Below are 19,708 nucleotides of genomic sequence, written 5' to 3'. Positions count from 1 at the left end.
TGAACAATTCCCTCACGTAAGTTCGTCATGCTTTGTTCGGGAGGCCGCAAGGTTCGACATAAAATGTGGCTTTTAACCTTAAGCCAGGCTTAACAGGCGGGGCGTTGGCCTTGGGCGCTTGGCCGTTGCAGTGATATAGTTCGCCGCCGGTTCGCGTGCCCGGCGGTACCGGCGCTAGTCGGCTGCCCAGGGCATTCGAATGTGAGGCTGCATCGCAAGGAGTTTAGATGAGTGCCGACAACGCCTACGCGGTCGAGCTGAAGGGACTGTCCTTCAAGCGAGGGACGCGCAGCATTTTCAATGACATCGATATTCGCATTCCGCGCGGCAAGGTCACCGGCATCATGGGACCTTCCGGGTGTGGCAAGACCACGCTGTTGCGGCTGATCGGGGCACAACTGCGCCCCAGCGCCGGCGAAGTCTGGGTCAATGGTCAGAATCTTCCCCAGTTGTCTCGCAGCGACCTGTTCGATGCGCGCAAGCACATGGGCGTGCTGTTCCAGAGTGGCGCGCTGTTTACCGATCTCGATGTGTTCGAGAACGTGGCGTTCCCGTTGCGGGTCCATACCGAGCTGCCGGAAGAGATGATCCGCGACATCGTCCTGCTCAAGTTGCAGGCCGTCGGGCTGCGGGGCGCCCTCGACCTGATGCCCGACGAGCTGTCCGGCGGCATGAAGCGGCGGGTCGCACTGGCGCGGGCGATTGCCCTCGATCCGAAGATCCTCATGTACGACGAACCCTTCGTCGGGCAGGACCCGATCGCCATGGGCGTGCTCGTGCGCCTGATCCGCCTGCTCAACGATGCGCTGGGCATCACCAGCATCGTGGTCTCCCACGACCTGGCCGAAACCGCGAGCATTGCCGACTATATCTATGTGGTTGGCGATAGCCAGGTGCTGGGGCAGGGCACGCCTCAGGAACTGGCGGATTCTGACAATCCGCGCATTCGCCAATTCATGAAGGGTGATCCGGACGGGCCGGTGGCGTTCCATTTTCCGGCCACGGATTACCGTACCGATCTGCTGGGGAAGCGCTGATGCGCAAGAAATCACTGTTGGAAAGAATTCGTCTATTCGGTCGCTCCGGCATCGATGTGGTGGCGGTGCTGGGCCGCTCCTCGCTGTTCCTGATGCACGCCTTGCTCGGTCGCAACGCGACGGGCGGCGGTTTTGGCCTGCTGGTCAAGCAGTTGCACTCGGTGGGCGTGATGTCCCTGGTGATCATCGTGGTCTCCGGGATCTTCATTGGCATGGTGCTGGCGCTGCAAGGCTTCAGCATTTTGTCCAGCTACGGTTCGGAGCAGGCGGTCGGGCAGATGGTTGCGTTGACGCTGCTGCGTGAGCTCGGTCCCGTGGTAACGGCGCTGCTGTTTGCCGGGCGTGCCGGTTCGGCGCTGACGGCCGAAATCGGTAACATGAAGTCCACCGAGCAGTTGTCCAGCCTGGAAATGATTGGTGTCGACCCGCTCAAGTACATCATTGCCCCGCGCCTGTGGGCCGGTTTCATTTCCCTGCCGGTGCTGGCGATGATTTTCAGCGTCGTGGGGATCTGGGGCGGCTCGTGGGTGGCTGTCGACTGGCTGGGGGTCTATGAGGGTTCCTACTGGTCGAACATGCAAAACAGCGTCGACTTCCTCGACGATGTCCTCAATGGCGTGATCAAAAGTGCCGTATTCGCTTTCGTCGTGACCTGGATCGCCGTGTTTCAAGGCTATGACTGTGAGCCCACGTCAGAGGGGATCAGCCGTGCCACAACCAAGACCGTGGTGTACGCCTCGCTGGCGGTCCTGGGCCTCGACTTTATTCTGACCGCCTTGATGTTTGGAGATTTCTGATGCAAAACCGCACCCTGGAAATCGGTGTCGGCCTTTTCTTGCTGGCTGGCATCCTGGCTTTGCTGCTGCTGGCCCTGCGGGTCAGTGGACTGGCGCCGACGGCAAGCACCGATACTTATAAACTTTATGCCAACTTTGACAATATCGCCGGTTTGACGGTCAGAGCAAAGGTGACCATGGCCGGTGTCACTATCGGCAAGGTCACGGCAATCGATCTGAATCGCGAGGATTTCACCGGTCGGGTGACGCTGCAGTTGGAAAAGCGCGTGGATAACCTGCCGACTGATTCCACTGCATCTATCCTCACGGCTGGGCTGCTGGGTGAGAAATACATTGGCATCAGCGTGGGTGGGGAAGACACCGTGCTCAAGGACGGTGGTGTCATCCACGACACGCAGTCGTCCCTGGTGCTCGAGGACCTGATCGGTAAATTCCTGCTCAACACCGTTAGCAAAGACGCCAAATGAGGAGCTTTTGAATGATCTCTATCTTGCGACGTGGCCTGTTGGTGCTGCTCGCCGCGCTGCCGTTGATGGCTAACGCCGTGGCTGCGCCTTCGGCCCATGACATCATCCAGGACACGACGACCCGGCTGTTGGCGGACCTTTCCGCCAACAAAGAGAAGTACAAGCAGGACCCGAGTGCGTTCTATGACGCGCTGAACGGCATCGTCGGCCCCGTGGTGGACGCTGACGGCATCTCCAAGAGCATCATGACCGTCAAATACTCGCGCAAGGCGAGTCCGGCACAGATGACTCGTTTCCAGGAGAACTTCAAGCGCAGCCTGATGCAGTTCTATGGCAACGCCTTGCTGGAGTACAACAACCAGGGCATCACCGTTTCGCCGGCCAAGGACGAAAGCGGCACCCGCACCAGCGTCGACATGCAGGTCAAGGGCAACAACGGCGCGATCTACCCTGTCTCCTACACACTCGAGAAAATCAACGACGAGTGGAAGGTGCGCAACGTGATCATCAATGGCATCAACATCGGCAAGCTGTTTCGCGATCAGTTCGCCGACGCGATGCAGCGCAATGGCAACGATCTGGACAAGACCATCAACGGTTGGGCCGGTGAGGTCGCCAAGGCCAAGGAAGTGGCCGAAGAAGCCAAAGAGAAGCAGGCGCAATGATCGAGTCGGTGAGTGAATCGGCCGTGCGTCTGGGTGAGGCTGGCGTGCTGATGCTCAGTGGCGTGCTGGATTACCGCACCGGCCCGGCCCTGCGCAAGGAGGGTCAGGCGCTGATCAAGTCCATCAGTGCCGCCGAGGTGGTCATTGACTGCTCGGCGGTGCAGAAGTCCAGCAGCGTCGGCCTGTCGCTGCTGCTGTGCTTCATGCGGGACGCCAAGGCTGCCGGCAAAACGTGGAGCATCCGTGGGATGCCCGAAGACATGCGCGAAATAGCCCAGGTCAGCGAGCTGACCGAGTTGTTGGCGCACCCCTGACCCACATTGTTGGAAAAGTCCCCCCGTCAGAGTCCTGCTTCGCGGGGTTCGCAGGCGCGGGGCTTTTTTGTATGATGTGCGACCCGCGCGCACAGGGCGCCGATTGAGGTTGAGCATGCAGGCTGTAGAAGTGAAGAGCTTCCTAGAAGGAAAGCTGCCTGGTACGCAGGTGGAAGTTGAAGGCGAAGGCTGCAACTTCCAGTTGAACGTGATCAGCGATGAACTGGCGGCGTTGAGCCCAGTGAAGCGTCAGCAGAGCATCTATGCCCATTTGAACCCATGGATCGCCGATGGCAGCATCCACGCGGTCACGATGAAATTTTTCAGCAGCGCGGCCTGGGCCGAGCGCACCTGAGCCCAAGGGCCTCGAGATTCTTATGGATAAACTGATTATTACCGGCGGCGTTCGTCTTGATGGCGAAATCCGTATTTCCGGGGCAAAGAACTCTGCCCTGCCGATCCTGGCCGCGACCCTGCTATGCGATGGCCCGGTGACCGTGGCCAACCTGCCGCACCTGCACGACATCACCACGATGATCGAGCTGTTCGGCCGCATGGGCATCGAGCCGGTGATCGACGAGAAGCTCAGCGTCGAGATCGACCCGCGCACCATCAAGACCCTGGTCGCCCCGTACGAGCTGGTGAAGACCATGCGTGCGTCGATCCTGGTATTGGGCCCGATGGTCGCCCGTTTCGGTGAAGCCGAAGTCGCCTTGCCTGGCGGTTGCGCCATTGGCTCGCGCCCGGTGGACCTGCACATTCGCGGCCTGGAAGCCATGGGCGCGGTAATCGACGTCGAAGGCGGCTACATCAAGGCCAAGGCGCCGGAAGGCGGCTTGCGCGGCGCGCACTTCTTCTTCGATACCGTCAGTGTGACCGGGACCGAGAACATCATGATGGCCGCCGCACTGGCCAAGGGCCGCAGCGTGCTGCAAAACGCCGCACGCGAGCCTGAAGTGGTCGACCTGGCGAACTTCCTGATCGCCATGGGCGCCAAGATCAGCGGTGCTGGCACCGATACCATCACCATCGATGGCGTCGAGCGCCTGCATTCGGCCACCTACAAGGTGATGCCGGATCGGATCGAAACCGGCACCTACCTGGTGGCCGCTGCGGTCACCGGTGGCCGCGTCAAGGTCAAGGACACCGATCCGACCATCCTCGAAGCCGTCCTGGAGAAGCTCAAGGAAGCCGGTGCCGAAGTCACCTGCGGCGAAGACTGGATCGAAGTGAACATGCACGGCAAGCGGCCCAAGGCTGTCAACGTGCGGACCGCTCCGTACCCGGCGTTCCCGACCGACATGCAAGCGCAGTTCATCTCTCTCAACGCCATTGCCGAAGGCACGGGTGCGGTGATCGAGACGATCTTCGAAAACCGTTTCATGCACGTCTACGAACTGCACCGCATGGGCGCCAAGATCCAGGTGGAAGGCAACACGGCCATCGTGACCGGCACCGAGAAGCTCAAGGGCGCGCCAGTGATGGCTACCGACCTGCGGGCCTCGGCCAGCCTGGTCATCTCGGCCCTGGTTGCCGAAGGCGATACCCTGATCGATCGCATCTACCACATCGACCGTGGTTATGAGTGCATCGAAGAGAAACTGCAGATGCTCGGCGCCAAGATCCGCCGCGTGCCGGGCTAGTTCCGGCTGCATGGACGCAGGGACGCGTCCGTTGATTTCGTTTTATCGAGGGTGGTTGCACCCTCGATGTGTGTCCGGCGCCGCTTGCGACCGGGCATGAGTACCTTGATAAGGACTGACGTTTCCCATGTTGACCATCGCACTGTCCAAGGGCCGCATCCTTGACGACACCCTGCCGCTTCTGGCTGAAGCGGGCATCGTGCCGACCGAGAATCCGGACAAGAGCCGCAAGCTGATCATCCCCACGACCCAGGCCGATGTGCGCTTGCTGATCGTGCGTGCCACCGATGTGCCGACCTACGTGGAACATGGCGCCGCCGACCTGGGCGTTGCCGGCAAGGACGTGCTGATGGAATACGGCGGCCAGGGCCTGTACGAGCCCCTGGACCTGCAGATCGCCCGCTGCAAACTGATGACCGCCGGTAAAGTCGGCGCGCCGGAGCCCAAGGGGCGTTTGCGCGTGGCGACCAAGTTCGTCAACATTGCCAAGCGTTATTACGCCGAGCAGGGCCGTCAGGTCGATATCATCAAGTTGTACGGTTCGATGGAACTGGCGCCGCTGATCGGCCTGGCGGACAAGATCATCGACGTGGTCGACACCGGCAACACCCTGCGGGCCAATGGCCTGGAACCCCAGGATTTCATCGCCGACATCACCTCCCGGCTGATCGTCAACAAGGCTTCGATGAAAATGCAGCACGCTCGTATCCAGGCTCTGATCGATACCCTGCGCAAGGCAGTGGAATCGCGACACCGCGGCTGATTCACCTGCGCGACCTTGAGTCGCGCCCGTCTATCCGTGTCATAGCCAATTTTCTCAGGTGCCCACGCGAATGGACTGGTAGCTTAGGGCGCCTGAGCATTTGCCATTAATGAGGCCCTCGCTATGACCGCTCCCACTTCGATTCGCCGACTCAACGCTGCCGATCCGGATTTCGCACATCATCTGGATCATCTGCTGAGCTGGGAAAGTGTGTCTGACGACTCGGTCAATCAGCGGGTGCTGGACATCATCAAGGCTGTGCGCGAGCGTGGCGATGCCGCACTGGTGGAGTTCACCCAGAAGTTCGACGGCCTGCAAGTGGCGTCCATGGCCGACCTGATCCTGCCGCGCGAGCGCCTGGAACTGGCCCTGACCCGGATCACCGTGCCCCAGCGCGAAGCCTTGGAAAAAGCCGCTTCCCGGGTGCGCGACTATCACGAAAGACAGAAACAGGACTCCTGGAGCTACACCGAAGCCGACGGCACGGTGCTGGGCCAGAAAGTCACGCCGCTGGACCGCGCCGGCCTGTACGTGCCGGGTGGCAAGGCGTCCTATCCGTCCTCGGTGCTGATGAACGCGATCCCGGCCAAGGTCGCCGGCGTGACCGAAGTGGTCATGGTCGTCCCGACGCCGCGGGGTGAAATCAACGAACTGGTGCTGGCCGCCGCCTGCATCGCTGGTGTGGACCGGGTGTTCACCATCGGCGGTGCCCAGGCCGTGGCTGCGCTGGCCTATGGCACCGAAAGCGTGCCGCGGGTCGACAAGGTGGTCGGGCCGGGCAACATCTACGTCGCCACCGCCAAGCGCCACGTGTTTGGCCAGGTCGGCATCGACATGATCGCCGGCCCTTCGGAAATCCTCGTGGTATGCGATGGCCAGACCGACCCGGACTGGATCGCCATGGACCTGTTTTCCCAGGCCGAGCACGACGAAGACGCCCAGGCGATCCTGGTCAGCCCGGACGCCGACTTCCTCGACAAGGTCGCCGCCAGCATCGACAAGCTGCTGCCGACCATGGACCGCGCCGAGATCATCAACACCTCGATCAACGGCCGTGGGGCGCTGATCCATGTCCGCGACATGGAGCAAGCCATCGAAGTCGCCAACCGCATCGCGCCGGAACACCTGGAGTTGTCGGTCGCCGACCCGCAGGCCTGGTTGCCGCAGATCCGTCACGCCGGTGCGATCTTCATGGGCCGCCACACCAGTGAGGCCCTGGGCGATTACTGCGCAGGTCCCAACCACGTGTTGCCGACCTCCGGCACCGCGCGCTTCTCGTCGCCGCTGGGGGTGTATGACTTCCAGAAACGTTCGTCGATCATCTTCTGCTCCGAGCAGGGTGCCTCCGAACTGGGCAAGACCGCTTCGGTGCTGGCCCGTGGCGAATCGCTGAGCGCCCACGCGCGCAGTGCCGAGTACCGCATTCTTGACGAGCCATCCATTGAAGGGCAGGGGAACTGAAATGAGTAAATTCTGGAGCCCGTTCGTCAAGAACCTGGTGCCCTACGTGCCGGGTGAACAGCCGAAGCTGACCCGCTTGGTCAAGCTCAACACCAACGAGAATCCCTACGGCCCATCGCCCAAGGCCCTGGCGGCGATGCAGACCGAGCTGAACGAAAACCTGCGCCTGTATCCGGATCCCAACAGCGACCTGCTCAAAGGCGCCGTGGCCCGCTATTACGGCGTGCAGAGCAACCAGGTGTTCCTGGGTAATGGCTCGGATGAAGTGCTGGCGCACATTTTTCACGGCCTGTTGCAACATGACCAGCCGCTGTTGTTTCCGGACATCAGCTACAGCTTCTATCCGGTGTATTGCGGGCTGTACGGCATTCAGTTCGATGCGGTGCCGCTGGATGCGCAATTCCAGATCGACCCGGCAGATTACGCCAAACCCAATGGCGGGATCATTTTCCCCAACCCGAACGCGCCGACCGGCTGCCTGCTGGCGCTGGAAGCGGTCGAGCAGATCCTCAAGGCCAGTCCGGATTCGGTGGTGGTGGTCGACGAGGCCTATATCGACTTCGGCGGCGAGACGGCCATCAGCCTGGTGGATCGCTATCCGAACCTGCTGGTGACCCAGACCTTGTCCAAGTCCCGCTCCCTGGCGGGGCTGCGCGTGGGCCTGGCGGTGGGTCATCCGGACCTGATCGAAGCGCTGGAGCGGATCAAGAACAGCTTCAATTCCTACCCGCTGGATCGCCTGGCGAATGTCGGCGGCGCTGCGGCGTTCGATGATCGCGAGTACTTCGACAAGACTTGCCGCTTGGTCATCGAGCATCGTGAATGGGTCGTGGCCCAATTGGAAGCCAAGGGCTTTGAAGTGCTGCCCTCGGCGGCCAACTTCATCTTCGCCCGCCACCCCCGGCACGATGCGGCAGGGTTGGCGGCGAAACTGCGGGAACAGGGGGTGATCGTGCGGCACTTCAAGCAGGAGCGGATTGCCCAGTTCCTGCGGATCAGCATCGGCACACCGGAGCAGAACCAGGCCCTGATCGAAGCCCTCGGCGAACTCTGAAACCCTGCAAATCCCCTGTGGGAGCGGGCTTGCCCGCGAAGGCGTAGTGTCAGTCACTTCGATGTTGGCTGAACCGACGCCATCGCGAGCAAGCTCGCTCCCACAGTCGTTTTTGGGGGGGACGCACTGTCGGCGTGCCACCGCCAATCCCTCTGTGGGAGCGAGCTTGCTCGCGATGGGGCCTTCGGATCAGACCCTGAACTGATTGATCAACCTCCGCTGCTGCTCCGCCAGTTTGGTCAGCCCGGCGCTGGCCGCGCTGGATTCGTCGGCGCCGCTGGCCACTTCGTTCGCCACTTGCCCGATGTTGATCACGTTACGGTTGATGTCGTCGGCTACGGCGCTTTGTTCCTCGGCGGCGCTGGCGATCTGGGTGTTCATGTCGTTGATCACCGACACGGCCTGGGTGATCGTTTCCAGGGCCTGGGCCGCTTTCGCCGCATGCTGCACGCTTTCGTCGGTGCGGGTCTGGCTGTCTTCCATCACCCGCACTACATCCCGGGTGCCTTGTTGCAATTGTTGGATCATCGTCTGGATTTCTTCGGTCGCCTGTTGCGTCTTCTGCGCCAGGTTGCGCACTTCATCGGCGACTACTGCGAAACCACGGCCCTGTTCACCGGCCCGGGCGGCTTCGATGGCGGCGTTGAGGGCGAGCAGGTTGGTCTGCTCGGCGATTCCGCGGATGGCGGTGAGGATCGCGTTGATGTTCTCGCTGTCCTTGGCCAGGGTCTGTACCACGCCCACCGCCTTGCCGATTTCCACGGCCAGGGCACCGATGGAGGTGGAAGTGTCCCGCACGATCTGCATGCCCTGGCTGGCAGCCTGGTCTGCATGGCTGGCGGCCTGGGCGGCTTGGGTCGCGTTGCGGGCCACGTCCTGGGCGGTGGCGGTCATTTCGTGCACGGCAGTGGCGACTTGATCGATCTCCGACATCTGCTTGTGCACGCCCTGGTTGGTGCGGATCGCGATATCGGCAGTGTGCTCCGACGAATCGCTGACGCTCTGCACCGAGGTCACCACCTGGGTGATCATGCCCTGCAACTTGCTCAGGAAGGTATTGAAGCCCCTGGCGATCGCCCCCAGCTCATCGGCGCGGTCGCTGACCAGGCGACGGGTCAAGTCGCCTTCGCCCTGGGCGATGTCATCGAGCATCGCCACCATTTGCTTGAGCGGTCGGGCAATGCCGTGGCCCACCAGCCAGATCACCAGCAGACCGATGCCGGCAATCACCAGGCCCACTATCGCCATGCCGAAGATATCGGCCTGGCGCTGATGGTCGAGGTCTTTCTGCAGCGCTTGCAGGTCGGCCATGACCGCGTTCAGTGGCAGCTGCAACATCAGCGTCCAGCGGGCGTTGGTCTCGCCGATGCCGAACGGCATGTACACCTCGATATGCCCGTGTGCTTCGTCGATGTCATAGCGCACTTCGCCGTCGCCCAGCTTGGCGAGGTTATCCAGTGCACTGGCGTCCAGCAGGTCGCTGGCCTTTTCTCCGAGTTTGCTCGGGTCCTTGGTGAAGGCCACCAGTCGATTGTTGCTGGAGAGCAAGGCCATTTCCCCGGCGCCGTCGTACAACTTGCCATCGGCGGCCACGAGCATGTCCTGGATGAAGTTCACCGACAGGTCGGCGCCGACGATGCCCTGGAACTTGCCATCGATCATGATCGGTTCGATGAACGAGGCGAGCATGGTCATCGTGCTGCCAACGCGATAGGGCGCCGGGTCGATCACGCAGGCTTTCTTGCTGTCCTGGGAGCACAGGTAGTACTCACTGGCGCGGATGCCGGTGGAAAGTAGTTTCTGGTCGGTCACGTCGGCGAGTTTTTCCAGGCCCAGGGAGCCGTCCTGGTTACGGAACCACCACGGCAGGAAACGCCCGTTGGTTTCCATGCCCACCACCTGGCTGTTCACATAGTTGGCGTCGTCGTGGTCGATGGCGTTCGGTTCCCAGGCGATGTAGGCACCGAGGATCTTCGGGTTGCGCACCACGGTTTCGCGCAACAGGCTGATCATTTGCTCGCGGGGCACCTTCAATTGCGGGTTGCCGTCCGCGCCGTTCATGCCCATCAAGGCGTTGCTGGTGGCCAGGCCGCGGGCGAGCAGCAGCGGGGCTTCCAGTTCCCGCTGGATCAGGCTCGCCTGGGTGCGGGCCAGGGCGGTGAGACGTTGTTCGATGAGTTGTTCGAACTGGGCCTTGGTCCGCTGTTGCACCATGTCCTGGGTGCGCGCGCCGGCAAACAACGCGTACAGCACGAGGGCGCCCACCACGCTGAGCACGATGGCACCGGCCAGGGCGGCCACGGAAAACTGGATCGATCTGAATTTCATAAAGGCTCCGGACGCGGAAATGACGTCTGGAGCCGTTATCGGCGTTTCTGTGGCGCGGCATGAGGCGCTGTTCGTCGGGTGACTGTTTTAGCTGCGTAGGTGTCGCAAATGGACTGCGTGGGGTCTGTCCGAAAAACCTGTAATCCTTCGTTATGTATCTGGCGCCGATACAGATCAAGGCCTAGGATACGCCCACGTTTCCAGGGAGCTTTTTTTATATGAACAAGACATTGATGGTGAGTGCTCTGAGCGCGGCGCTGCTGCTCACCGGTTGCCAGTCGGTCAATACCACCAGTGGCGGAGCCGTGGGTGTGGAGCGCAAGCAGTACATGTTCAGCATGCTGTCGACCGATCAGGTCAACCAGATGTACGCCCAGTCCTATCAAAAGACGATGGGCGAGGCCAAGGCCCAGGGTGCGCTGGACAAGACCAGCAACGATGCCAAGCGCATCCAGGTCATTGCCGACCGCTTGATCGCCCAGGCGCCGGTGTTCCGCCCGGATTCGGCCCAGTGGAACTGGGAAGTGAACCTGATCAAGAGCGACGAGCTCAACGCCAATTGCGGCCCTGGCGGCAAGATCATGTTCTACACCGGCCTGATCGACCAGTTGAAGCTGACCGACGCTGAAATCGCCGCGATCATGGGCCACGAAATCGCCCACGCCCTGCGCGAGCACGGGCGCGAAGCGATGTCCAAGGCCTATGGCATCGAGATGGCCAAGCAGGGCGCTGGTGCCTTGTTCGGCCTGGGCCAGGACAGCCTGGCGTTGGCCGACACCGTTGCCAACTATGGCATGACCTTGCCCAACAGCCGTGGCAACGAGAACGAAGCCGACCTGATCGGCCTCGAACTGGCCGCCCGCGCCGGCTATGACCCGAACGCGGCGATCACCTTGTGGAACAAGATGGCCAAGGCCTCGGAAGGCGCGCCACCGGAGTTCATGAGCACCCACCCGTCGTCGAGCAGCCGTATCGCTTCGTTGCAGGCGGCGATTCCGAAGGTGATGCCGCTTTATCAGCAGGCCAAGAAGTAAGCTTCATCATGCAGTAAAAGCTGTTTTTTTGTGGCGAGGGAGCTTGCTCCCGCTCGGTCGCGTAGCGGCCGCAAAAGCTTAGGGCTGCTTCGCAACCCAGCGGGAGCAAGCTCCCTCGCCACAGAACCTGCATCAACCTGATCAAACCCACCCGCTGCTCTGCATCGCCTTGTACACCGCCACGATCGCCAGGACGAAGAACGCCGAGGCGGCCAGGCGGCGGATCAGGGCCAGGGGCAGCTTCTCGGCGGCGAAATTGCCCGCCAGCACTACCGGCACGTTGGCAATCAACATGCCCACGGTGGTGCCGATGATGACCAACCACAACTCCGGGTATTGCGCGGCGAGCATTACCGTGGCGATCTGCGTCTTGTCGCCGATTTCCGCCAGGAAGAACGCAATCAGCGTGGTCAGGAATGGCCCGAACTTGCGGGCCGTGTTCGCTTCCTCATCGTCCAGTTTGTCCGGGACCAGGGTCCACAGCGCCGTGGCCGTGAAGCTTGCCGCCAGTATCCAGTGCAGCACCGCATCGGAGAAAAATCCGCTGACCCAGGCCCCTACTGCCCCGGCGGCTGCATGGTTGGCGAGTGTTGCGGCAATGATGCCGGCGATGATCGGCCAGGGTTTGCGAAAGCGAGCGGCCAGGATAAGTGCGAGCAATTGCGTCTTGTCGCCAATTTCGGCCAGCGCAACGATAGCGGTAGGTACGAGGAGTGAGTCCAGCATCAGGAATTCCTAAAGGGGCGGGTCGACACGGCTATGACACGTACAACCTTCCCGCCCCGGGTAAGGTGTGCGTGTCATAGGTCTTGTCAAACCCAGCGACCATCTGCGTGGACGCTTGGGCCGCATACGCCATGGTCTGCTGACCAAGTATGTTGACGTATGCCGGGCGAGCATGAGGCTCGCGGGAGACTACTCCCCTAGGACGGAGCGGATTCTGCCTAGGCAAATCCGATTGAGCAAGTGCTGTTGCCTAAAAGATTTCAGCCGCGCTTGGCGCGGTAGATGCGAAAGCCCTGGCCTTCGGCCTTGATGGCGCAGACGCCCAGATGCTCCTCGATCAGTGGCTGGTACTTGAGGAAACTATTGGCAACCAGCCGCAGTTCGCCACCGTTTTTCAGATGTTTGGCTGCTTTTCGCAGCAGGTTTTCCGTGGCGTGGTAATCGGTGTGTACGCCGACATGGAACGGTGGGTTGCTCAGGATCGCGCTCAAGCCCATCGGCGCGGCGTCGATGCCGTCACCGGTCAGCACCTCGGCCTCCAGGCCGTTGGCGGCCAGGGTCAGGCGACTGCTGGCGGCGGCGAATGCGTCCACGTCCAACAGGGTGACGGTGTTGTGCGGATAGCGTCGCTTGACCGCCGCCCCCAGCACCCCGGCACCGCAGCCGAAGTCGAGCAAGTGCCCGCTGGGCAGTTTATCCAGGTGTTCCAACAGCAGCGCACTGCCGCGGTCCAGGCGGCCATGGCTGAATACCCCCGGCAGGCTGATGACCTTCAACGGGCCTTCGGCCAGGGGCAGCTCGTAGGTCTGGGCCAGGCTTTCCAGGGGCTTGGCCTCGAGTGCGTTGGCGACGGTGACCTGCCACAGTTGGCAATGCCGCGCACTGTCGAGCTTGCGTGGCTTGCCGAACGGGTTGAGCTGCTTGGACGCGCCTTCGATGCCGCTGCGCTTTTCCCCCACCAGGTACACCTCGCGACCGGCCAGGCGCGCCGCCACGGCATTGAGGAGGTAGTCGGTCAGGTCCTTGGCCTTGGGCAGGAACACCACGGCGGTGTCGAATCCACGCTCGGGTACGTTCACGCCAAAGTGGCTGCGCTCGGGAAAGCGAGCCTCCAGCGCGGCCTGATCGCCGGCATGCCAGCACCAGCCATGGGCCTCTGGCAAACGGCCGAGCAGGTCGTCGGCGGGCAGGCCGGCCAACAACACCGAGCCCTGGAATAACTCGGCCTGACGAAGCAGTACTTCACTGCGCGGATCCATGGTCTGCTCCTTGATAAAGCGGGTAAAAAAAAGTGCGGCAGTTTATCAACTGACGACACGCCGCGCTGTACCGCTGAAAAAGCCCTGGGCGTTTTCACTCATTTGCCCGACGATCCGTTGCCGCGCCTCGCGGCTGCCCCAGGCGTTGTGCGGTGTGACGATCAAGCGTGGAATATCGCCGGCCAGCAGCGGGTTGCCTTGGGCCGGCGGCTCCACGCTGAGCACGTCGGTGGCGGCGCCCCCCAAGTGACCGTTGCGCAGGGCTTCGGCCAGGGCCTGTTCGTCGACCAGGCCGCCACGGGCGGTGTTGACCACGAATGCGCCGGGCTTGAGCTGCGCCAGTTCGCGAGCGCCGATGAAGTTCCGCGTGTGCTCGTTGAGCGGGCAGTGCAGGGTCAAGGCATCGACTTGCGGCAACAACTGCTCCAGCGGCAAGCGGTCGGGGCGGGCCGGGCGCCCGGGGATCTGCCCCAGCAGCACACGCATGCCAAAGGCTTCGGCCAGCCGCCCGACGGCGCTGCCCAATTCACCATGGCCCAGCAAACCCAGGGTCTTGCCTGCCAGCTCGACAATCGGATAGTCCAGCAGGCAGAACTGCGAAGCCTGTTGCCAGCGACCTTCTCCCACCGCTTTTTGATAATCGGCCAGGCGCGTCGCCAGGTTCAGCAACAGCATGATGGTGTGCTGGGCCACCGACGGTGTGCCGTAACCCTGGCAATTGCACACGGTGATGCCATGGCTGCGTGCGGCGACCAGATCGACATTGTTGGTGCCGGTGGCGCTGATCAGGATCAGCTTCAGTTCGGGGCTGGCCGCCATGGCCTGTGCATCGATCACGACTTTGTTGGTGATCGCCACGGTGGCGCCCTTGAGCCGCTCGATGACCTGGTCCGGTGTGGTCCGGGCGAACAGTTGCAGGTCGCTGAAGCAGTTGCGCAGCGGGCCCAGGTCCAGGTCGCCGAGGTCCAGGGAAGGGTGGTCGAGGAAGACTGCGCGGGCGGTGTTCGTCATCAGCTGTACCTTTTATCTCAAGAATCGAAGGCGTAATGTGGCGAGCCTACCAGATGGGTTGTAGCTTTGGTCTTGCGCAATATTGGGGGGATCATGAAGAACCTTGTGGCGAGGGGATTTATCCCCGCTGGACTGCGAAGCAGTCCCAAAAGCTCTGGAAATGATTTTTGCCTGACACCCCGAGTATTCAAGTATCAGGGCTGCTTTGCAGCCCAGCGGGGATAAATCCCCTCGCCACATACCCACTTTCCAAAAAGTTGATGTTTGTTTCGAGATTGCGTTAGCCAAGGAGCTCCACCATGTACCTCACCGAATTCCTCACCGTCGCCCTGATCCACCTGCTGGCCGTTGCCAGCCCCGGGCCGGATTTTGCCGTGGTGGTGCGCGAAAGCGTGACCCATGGCCGCCGCGCCGGAACCTGGACGGCGCTGGGCGTCGGCACGGCGATTTTCCTGCATGTCGGGTATTCGCTGTTGGGTATCGGCCTGATCGTGTCGCAATCGATCGTGCTGTTCAACGCGCTGAAATGGGCCGCCGCTGCGTACCTGCTGTACATCGGCTTCAAGGCACTGCGGGCGCAACCGGCCAAGCCCACCGAGGACAACCTGCACAAGGAGGCCGGTGAACGTACCCCTCGCGGCGCGTTCACCTCGGGCTTCGTCACCAATGGCCTGAACCCCAAGGCGACGCTGTTTTTCCTGTCGCTGTTCACCGTGGTGATCAACCCACACACGCCGTTGGCCGTCCAGGCCGGTTACGGTGTGTACCTGGCTGTTGCGACGGCCGCCTGGTTCTGCCTGGTGGCGCTGCTGTTCAGCCAGCAACGGGTGCGCGCCGGTTTTGCGCGCATGGGCCACTGGTTCGACCGGACCATGGGCGCGGTGCTCGTCGCCATTGGGGTGAAGCTGGCGTTTACCGAAGCGCATTGACCGTTGCGCGCTGTCCTTTGATCGCTTCCACGCGGATGGAACGGGCCACGATCGACATTTTCTGTCAAAAAGTGGTGGCATGCTGGAGACCTGCCAGGGCATTTCCCCGCAGGTTTTTGTAACAAGCGTGATACCTGTGCTCGCTGCTGGATCCCGATGAGACAAGGTTTGGTTGCGCCATGCTTGCGAAACCTGGGGGTTAGATGGCTCAAGGCCAGTATTTGCGCGCGGATCAAATCATTCCTTTGGCTGATTTGATCTGTGTACAAGCGCTCTAGAGTGCTTGCTTCCAGCCAAGACCGTGCAGTCAGAAAAGGGACTCTTATGTTGCAGACTCGCGTTATTCCCCCAGCCGAAGGCGCCTATCAATACCCGCTGCTGATCAAGCGGCTGCTGATGTCCGGTACGCGTTACGAGAAAACCCGCGAGATCATCTACCGTGACCAGTTGCGCTACAGCTATCCGACGCTGACCGAGCGGGTCGCGCGACTGGCCAACGTGTTGACCGAGGCGGGGGTCAAGGCCGGTGATACCGTGGCGGTTATGGACTGGGACAGCCATCGCTACCTGGAATGCATGTTCGCGATCCCGATGATCGGCGCGGTGATCCACACCATCAACGTGCGCCTGTCACCGGAACAGATCGTCTACACCATGAACCACGCCGAGGACCGCTTCGTGCTGGTCAACAGCGAGTTCGTCGGCTTGTACCAGGCGATCGCCGGACACCTGACCACGGTGGACAAGACCCTGCTGCTGACTGACCTGCCGGAAAAAACCGCCGAGCTGCCGAACCTGGTGGGTGAATACGAGCAATTGCTGGCCGCCGCGGCGCCCACCTACGACTTCCAGGATTTCGACGAAAACTCCGTCGCCACTACGTTCTATACCACTGGCACCACGGGCAATCCCAAGGGCGTGTACTTCACCCATCGGCAACTGGTGCTGCACACCATGGGCGTGGCGACCATCATGGGGGCCATCGACAGCGTGCGGCTGCTGGGCACCAACGACGTGTACATGCCGATCACGCCGATGTTCCACGTCCATGCCTGGGGCCTGCCCTATGTCGCGACCATGCTCGGGCTCAAGCAGGTCTACCCGGGGCGCTACGACCCCGAATTCCTGGTCCAGCTGTGGCGCAAGGAAAAGGTTACCTTTTCCCATTGCGTGCCAACCATCCTGCAAATGGTCCTCAACGCCAAGGGCGCCCAGGACACCGATTTCGGCGGCTGGAAGATCGTCATCGGCGGCAGCGCCCTGAATCGCAGCCTGTACGAAGCGGCCAAGGCGCGGGGCATTCAGCTCACTGCCGCCTATGGCATGTCGGAAACCGGCCCGCTGGTGTCTTGCGCCCACCTCAATGAGGAACTGATGGCCGGCAGCGAAGACGAGCGCACCACCTACCGGATCAAGGCCGGCGTGCCAGGCCCGCTGGTGGAAGCGGCGATCGTCGACACCGAGGGGCGCTTCCTGCCGGCCGACGGCGAGACCCAGGGCGAACTGGTGCTGCGCGCGCCGTGGCTCACCGAGGGCTATTTCAACGAGCCGCAGAAGGGCGCCGAGCTCTGGGCCGGCGGCTGGCTGCACACCGGCGACGTCGCCACGCTGGACAACATGGGCTTCATCGACATCCGTGATCGCATCAAGGACGTGATCAAGACTGGTGGCGAATGGATCTCCTCCCTGGACCTGGAAGACCTCATCAGCCGTCACGTGGCGGTACGCGAAGTAGCAGTGGTCGGCATCCCCGATCCGCAGTGGGGTGAGCGGCCGTTTGCCTTGCTGGTGGTTCGAGAAGGGCATGAGATCGGGGCTCGCGAACTCAAGGAGCACCTCAAGCCGTTCGTCGAGTTGGGGCACTTGAGCAAGTGGGCGATCCCGAGCCAGATCGCCCTTGTTACGGAAATTCCCAAGACCAGCGTCGGCAAGCTCGACAAAAAGCGCATCCGCATCGACATCACCGAATGGCAGAGCAACAACAGCACCTTCCTGTCCACGCTTTAGGCCTTTTTGCCGTGCCCGAAAGGGCACGGCAGCCCCACCAAGCAAGCGCTTGACTTGTCAAACCGTAAATTTCAGCCATCCTTGCCGTGCCGACACCTGTCGGCCTGGCGAAAGGACTGTCCCAGAGTGGTTGAGGGCTGCAAATCACACTTTAGAGGGATCAAGCCGTACTACCTGCTGGCTATAGTCCGCTCACGGATTCTCAGGAACGGGGCGCACGCACGAAAGGGCGATGCGACTTCGACGGATGTCGGGACGCTGCCGCTCCCAGCCATCGAGGTGTTCTTGAAATGTCCACTGCCATAACAATAATGCACATGGAGTAGCGTCGATGACCTCAGCAACCACGTTCTGGCGCCGGGCAAAACTGCCTCTGGCGGTCAGTCTCGCCTCTTCGCTCGCCGGGCCAGCATTCGGCGTCAGTTTCAACATCGGTGAAATCGAAGGCCAGTTCGACTCGTCCCTGTCGGTCGGCGCGAGCTGGTCCACGGCCAACGCCAACAAGGACCTGATCGGTGTCAACAATGGCGGCAAGGGTTTGTCGCAGACCTCCGATGACGGCCACTTGAATTTCAAGCGAGGGGAAACCTTCTCGAAGATCTTCAAGGGTATCCATGACCTGGAACTGAAGTACGGCGATACCGGTGTGTTCGTGCGCGGCAAGTACTGGTACGACTTCGAACTCAAGGACGAACACCGCCTGTACAAGGACATCAGCGACAGCAACCGCAAGGAAGGCGCCAAGTCCTCCGGCGGGCAGATCCTCGATGCATTCGTCTACCACAACTATGCCATTGCCGATCAGCCAGGCTCCGTGCGCCTGGGCAAGCAGGTGGTCAGTTGGGGTGAAAGCACGTTCATCCAGGGCGGCATCAACTCCATCAACCCGGTCGACGTGTCCGCGTTCCGTCGTCCTGGCGCCGAGATCAAGGAAGGCCTGATCCCGGTCAACATGTTCTACGTGTCCCAGAGCCTGACCGACAACCTGTCGGCCGAGGCGTTCTACCAGATTGAATGGGACCAGACCGTGGTGGATAACTGCGGTACGTTCTTCTCCCAGCCGGATGTGATTGCCGATGGTTGCACCGATAACCTGCGGGTGTTGAACAAGCGTTCAAGCATTCCGTTCCCGGGGGTCCTTCTTCCGATATTGGAAGGCCAGGGTGTCGATATCAACGAAGAAGGCGTGCTGGTACGGCGTGGCCCGGACCGTGATGCTCGCGACAGCGGCCAGTGGGGCGCGTCGTTGAAGTACATGTTCGAGCCGCTGGACACCGAGTTCGGTGCGTACTTCATGAACTACCACAGCCGTGCGCCGATCTTCAGTGCCACCGGCGCGCCTCAGTCAGTCTACGACGCGGTCACTGGCTCGCCGCTGGCGCCACTGATCGTCGCGGGTAATTCCCAATATTTCGTCGAATATCCGGAAGATATCCGTCTCTACGGCTTGAGTTTCTCCACCACCCTGCCAACCGGTACGGCGTGGAGCGGTGAGATCAGCTATCGGCCGAACGCGCCGGTGCAGTTGAGCACCACCGATATCTTGTTCGCCGGCGTTCGCCCGATCGGTGGTCCTGTGTTGGGCAATGCGTCGCTGCTCCAGGGAGTGCCAGGCCAGGATCTGCATGGTTATCGCCGCAAGGAAGTCACTCAGTTCCAGACCACCTTCACTCACTTCTTGGATCAGGTCATGGGCGCCAGTCGCCTCACACTGGTAGGTGAAGTCGGCGTGACTCATGTTGGAGGCTTGGAAAGCAAGTCGGATGTTCGCTACGGTCGTGACCCTGTCTTTGGTCCGGGTCAACTGCCCAGCGGAGCCTGTAACGCGCTCAACAGCTCTACCGCCACAGGTGGCGGCCAGACCATCAACGACGTGAACAGCAACTGCAACAACGACGGCTTCACCACCTCCACCTCCTGGGGCTACCGCGCTCGCGCCATCTGGGAATACCCGGACGTGTTCGCTGGCGTGAACCTCAAGCCCAACGTGGCCTGGTCCCATGACGTCAAAGGCTACTCGCCAGGCCCTGGCGGCAACTTCGAGGAAGGCCGCAAAGCCGTCAGCCTCGGGCTCGATGCCGAGTACCAGAACACCTACAACGCCAGCCTGGCCTACACCAACTTCTTTGGTGGCGACTTCAGCACCGTAGACGATCGCGACTTCCTGGCGCTCAGCGTCGGCGTGACCTTCTAAGCACCGTATTTCAGGACGA

18 protein-coding genes, 1 pseudogene and 1 riboswitch are annotated in these 19,708 nt (G+C 61.6%); of the genes and pseudogenes, 14 read left to right on the top strand and 5 right to left on the bottom strand.

Features of this window, described 5'->3' with window-relative positions:
* Positions 1-227: 227 nt before the first annotated feature.
* The 10 genes from BT116_RS21260 to hisC all read left to right on the top strand — a co-directional run bounded on the left by BT116_RS21260 (position 228) and on the right by hisC (position 8,201).
* Complete coding sequence (locus BT116_RS21260) at positions 228-1,037, top strand: ATP-binding cassette domain-containing protein (RefSeq protein ID WP_072346979.1); 810 nt, start codon at positions 228-230, stop codon at positions 1,035-1,037.
* Positions 1,037-1,834 carry a lipid asymmetry maintenance ABC transporter permease subunit MlaE gene (mlaE, locus tag BT116_RS21255; RefSeq protein WP_072346977.1) on the top strand — a complete coding sequence of 266 codons (798 nt, stop codon included), beginning with the start codon at positions 1,037-1,039 and terminating at the stop codon, positions 1,832-1,834. Before BT116_RS21260 ends, mlaE begins: the two co-directional genes overlap by 1 nt.
* Positions 1,834-2,301 carry an outer membrane lipid asymmetry maintenance protein MlaD gene (gene mlaD, locus BT116_RS21250; RefSeq protein ID WP_003178020.1) on the top strand — a complete coding sequence of 156 codons (468 nt, stop codon included), beginning with the start codon at positions 1,834-1,836 and terminating at the stop codon, positions 2,299-2,301. The genes mlaE and mlaD overlap by 1 nt, the downstream gene beginning before the upstream one ends.
* A gap of 11 nt (positions 2,302-2,312) precedes the next feature.
* Positions 2,313-2,966, top strand: coding sequence for an MlaC/ttg2D family ABC transporter substrate-binding protein (locus BT116_RS21245; protein ID WP_072346975.1), 654 nt, complete (start codon positions 2,313-2,315; stop codon positions 2,964-2,966).
* Between the two features lie 8 nt (positions 2,967-2,974).
* Positions 2,975-3,280 (top strand): STAS domain-containing protein, encoded by a 306-nt coding sequence (locus BT116_RS21240; RefSeq protein ID WP_063325164.1) that lies wholly within the window; start codon positions 2,975-2,977, stop codon positions 3,278-3,280.
* A 115-nt stretch (positions 3,281-3,395) separates the two neighbouring features.
* Positions 3,396-3,635, top strand: coding sequence for a BolA family protein (locus BT116_RS21235; RefSeq protein ID WP_007953556.1), 240 nt, complete (start codon positions 3,396-3,398; stop codon positions 3,633-3,635).
* A gap of 22 nt (positions 3,636-3,657) precedes the next feature.
* Entirely contained in the window at positions 3,658-4,923 is a 1,266-nt protein-coding gene (murA, locus tag BT116_RS21230) for a UDP-N-acetylglucosamine 1-carboxyvinyltransferase (RefSeq protein ID WP_003197868.1), read from the top strand.
* A 127-nt stretch (positions 4,924-5,050) separates the two neighbouring features.
* Entirely contained in the window at positions 5,051-5,686 is a 636-nt protein-coding gene (hisG, locus tag BT116_RS21225; RefSeq protein WP_003197870.1) for an ATP phosphoribosyltransferase, read from the top strand.
* A 123-nt stretch (positions 5,687-5,809) separates the two neighbouring features.
* A complete protein-coding gene (hisD, locus tag BT116_RS21220) occupies positions 5,810-7,147 on the top strand; it encodes a histidinol dehydrogenase (RefSeq protein ID WP_072346973.1) in 1,338 nt (445 codons plus the stop codon).
* A 1-nt stretch (position 7,148) separates the two neighbouring features.
* Positions 7,149-8,201, top strand: coding sequence for a histidinol-phosphate transaminase (gene hisC / locus BT116_RS21215; RefSeq protein WP_072346970.1), 1,053 nt, complete (start codon positions 7,149-7,151; stop codon positions 8,199-8,201).
* Positions 8,202-8,390: 189 nt separating this feature from the next.
* Here hisC and BT116_RS31905 read toward each other — a convergent pair whose 3' ends face one another.
* Both BT116_RS31905 and BT116_RS31900 read right to left on the bottom strand, forming a co-directional pair.
* Positions 8,391-9,134, bottom strand: a complete 744-nt coding sequence (locus BT116_RS31905) for a methyl-accepting chemotaxis protein (RefSeq protein WP_371856178.1) — start codon at positions 9,132-9,134, stop codon at positions 8,391-8,393.
* Positions 9,135-9,248: 114 nt separating this feature from the next.
* Positions 9,249-9,449 (bottom strand): annotated as a pseudogene (locus BT116_RS31900) (HAMP domain-containing protein); the annotation flags it as partial.
* A 1,298-nt stretch (positions 9,450-10,747) separates the two neighbouring features.
* Between BT116_RS31900 and BT116_RS21205 the strand changes: the two are divergent.
* On the top strand, positions 10,748-11,563 hold the full coding sequence (locus BT116_RS21205; protein WP_072346966.1) for a M48 family metallopeptidase: 816 nt from the start codon (positions 10,748-10,750) through the stop codon (positions 11,561-11,563).
* A 141-nt stretch (positions 11,564-11,704) separates the two neighbouring features.
* On the opposite strand, the gene BT116_RS21200 is transcribed toward BT116_RS21205, so the two are convergent.
* From BT116_RS21200 to BT116_RS21190, 3 genes are all read right to left on the bottom strand, one after another.
* Entirely contained in the window at positions 11,705-12,289 is a 585-nt protein-coding gene (locus tag BT116_RS21200) for a TMEM165/GDT1 family protein (protein WP_063322901.1), read from the bottom strand.
* A gap of 89 nt (positions 12,290-12,378) precedes the next feature.
* Positions 12,379-12,499: riboswitch (yybP-ykoY riboswitch) on the bottom strand.
* A gap of 50 nt (positions 12,500-12,549) precedes the next feature.
* Entirely contained in the window at positions 12,550-13,548 is a 999-nt protein-coding gene (locus BT116_RS21195; RefSeq protein WP_072346964.1) for a class I SAM-dependent methyltransferase, read from the bottom strand.
* A gap of 45 nt (positions 13,549-13,593) precedes the next feature.
* Complete coding sequence (locus BT116_RS21190) at positions 13,594-14,559, bottom strand: 2-hydroxyacid dehydrogenase (protein ID WP_072346962.1); 966 nt, start codon at positions 14,557-14,559, stop codon at positions 13,594-13,596.
* A 299-nt stretch (positions 14,560-14,858) separates the two neighbouring features.
* Here BT116_RS21190 and BT116_RS21185 point away from each other — a divergent pair, with 299 nt between their 5' ends.
* From BT116_RS21185 to BT116_RS21175, 3 genes are all read left to right on the top strand, one after another.
* Positions 14,859-15,488 (top strand): LysE family translocator, encoded by a 630-nt coding sequence (locus BT116_RS21185; RefSeq protein WP_072346960.1) that lies wholly within the window; start codon positions 14,859-14,861, stop codon positions 15,486-15,488.
* 324 nt (positions 15,489-15,812) lie between these two features.
* Complete coding sequence (locus BT116_RS21180) at positions 15,813-17,495, top strand: fatty acid--CoA ligase (RefSeq protein WP_072346958.1); 1,683 nt, start codon at positions 15,813-15,815, stop codon at positions 17,493-17,495.
* Positions 17,496-17,826: 331 nt separating this feature from the next.
* Positions 17,827-19,689, top strand: coding sequence for a DUF1302 domain-containing protein (locus BT116_RS21175; RefSeq protein WP_072346956.1), 1,863 nt, complete (start codon positions 17,827-17,829; stop codon positions 19,687-19,689).
* The last annotated feature ends 19 nt before the right edge of the window (positions 19,690-19,708 follow it).

The sequence above is a fragment of the Pseudomonas sp. NFACC16-2 genome, from assembly GCF_900119205.1.
GTDB classification, from domain to species: domain Bacteria; phylum Pseudomonadota; class Gammaproteobacteria; order Pseudomonadales; family Pseudomonadaceae; genus Aquipseudomonas; species Aquipseudomonas fluorescens_Q.
Note: the sequence above shows the minus strand (reverse complement) of the source record. Positions and strands in the feature narration are given on the sequence as shown.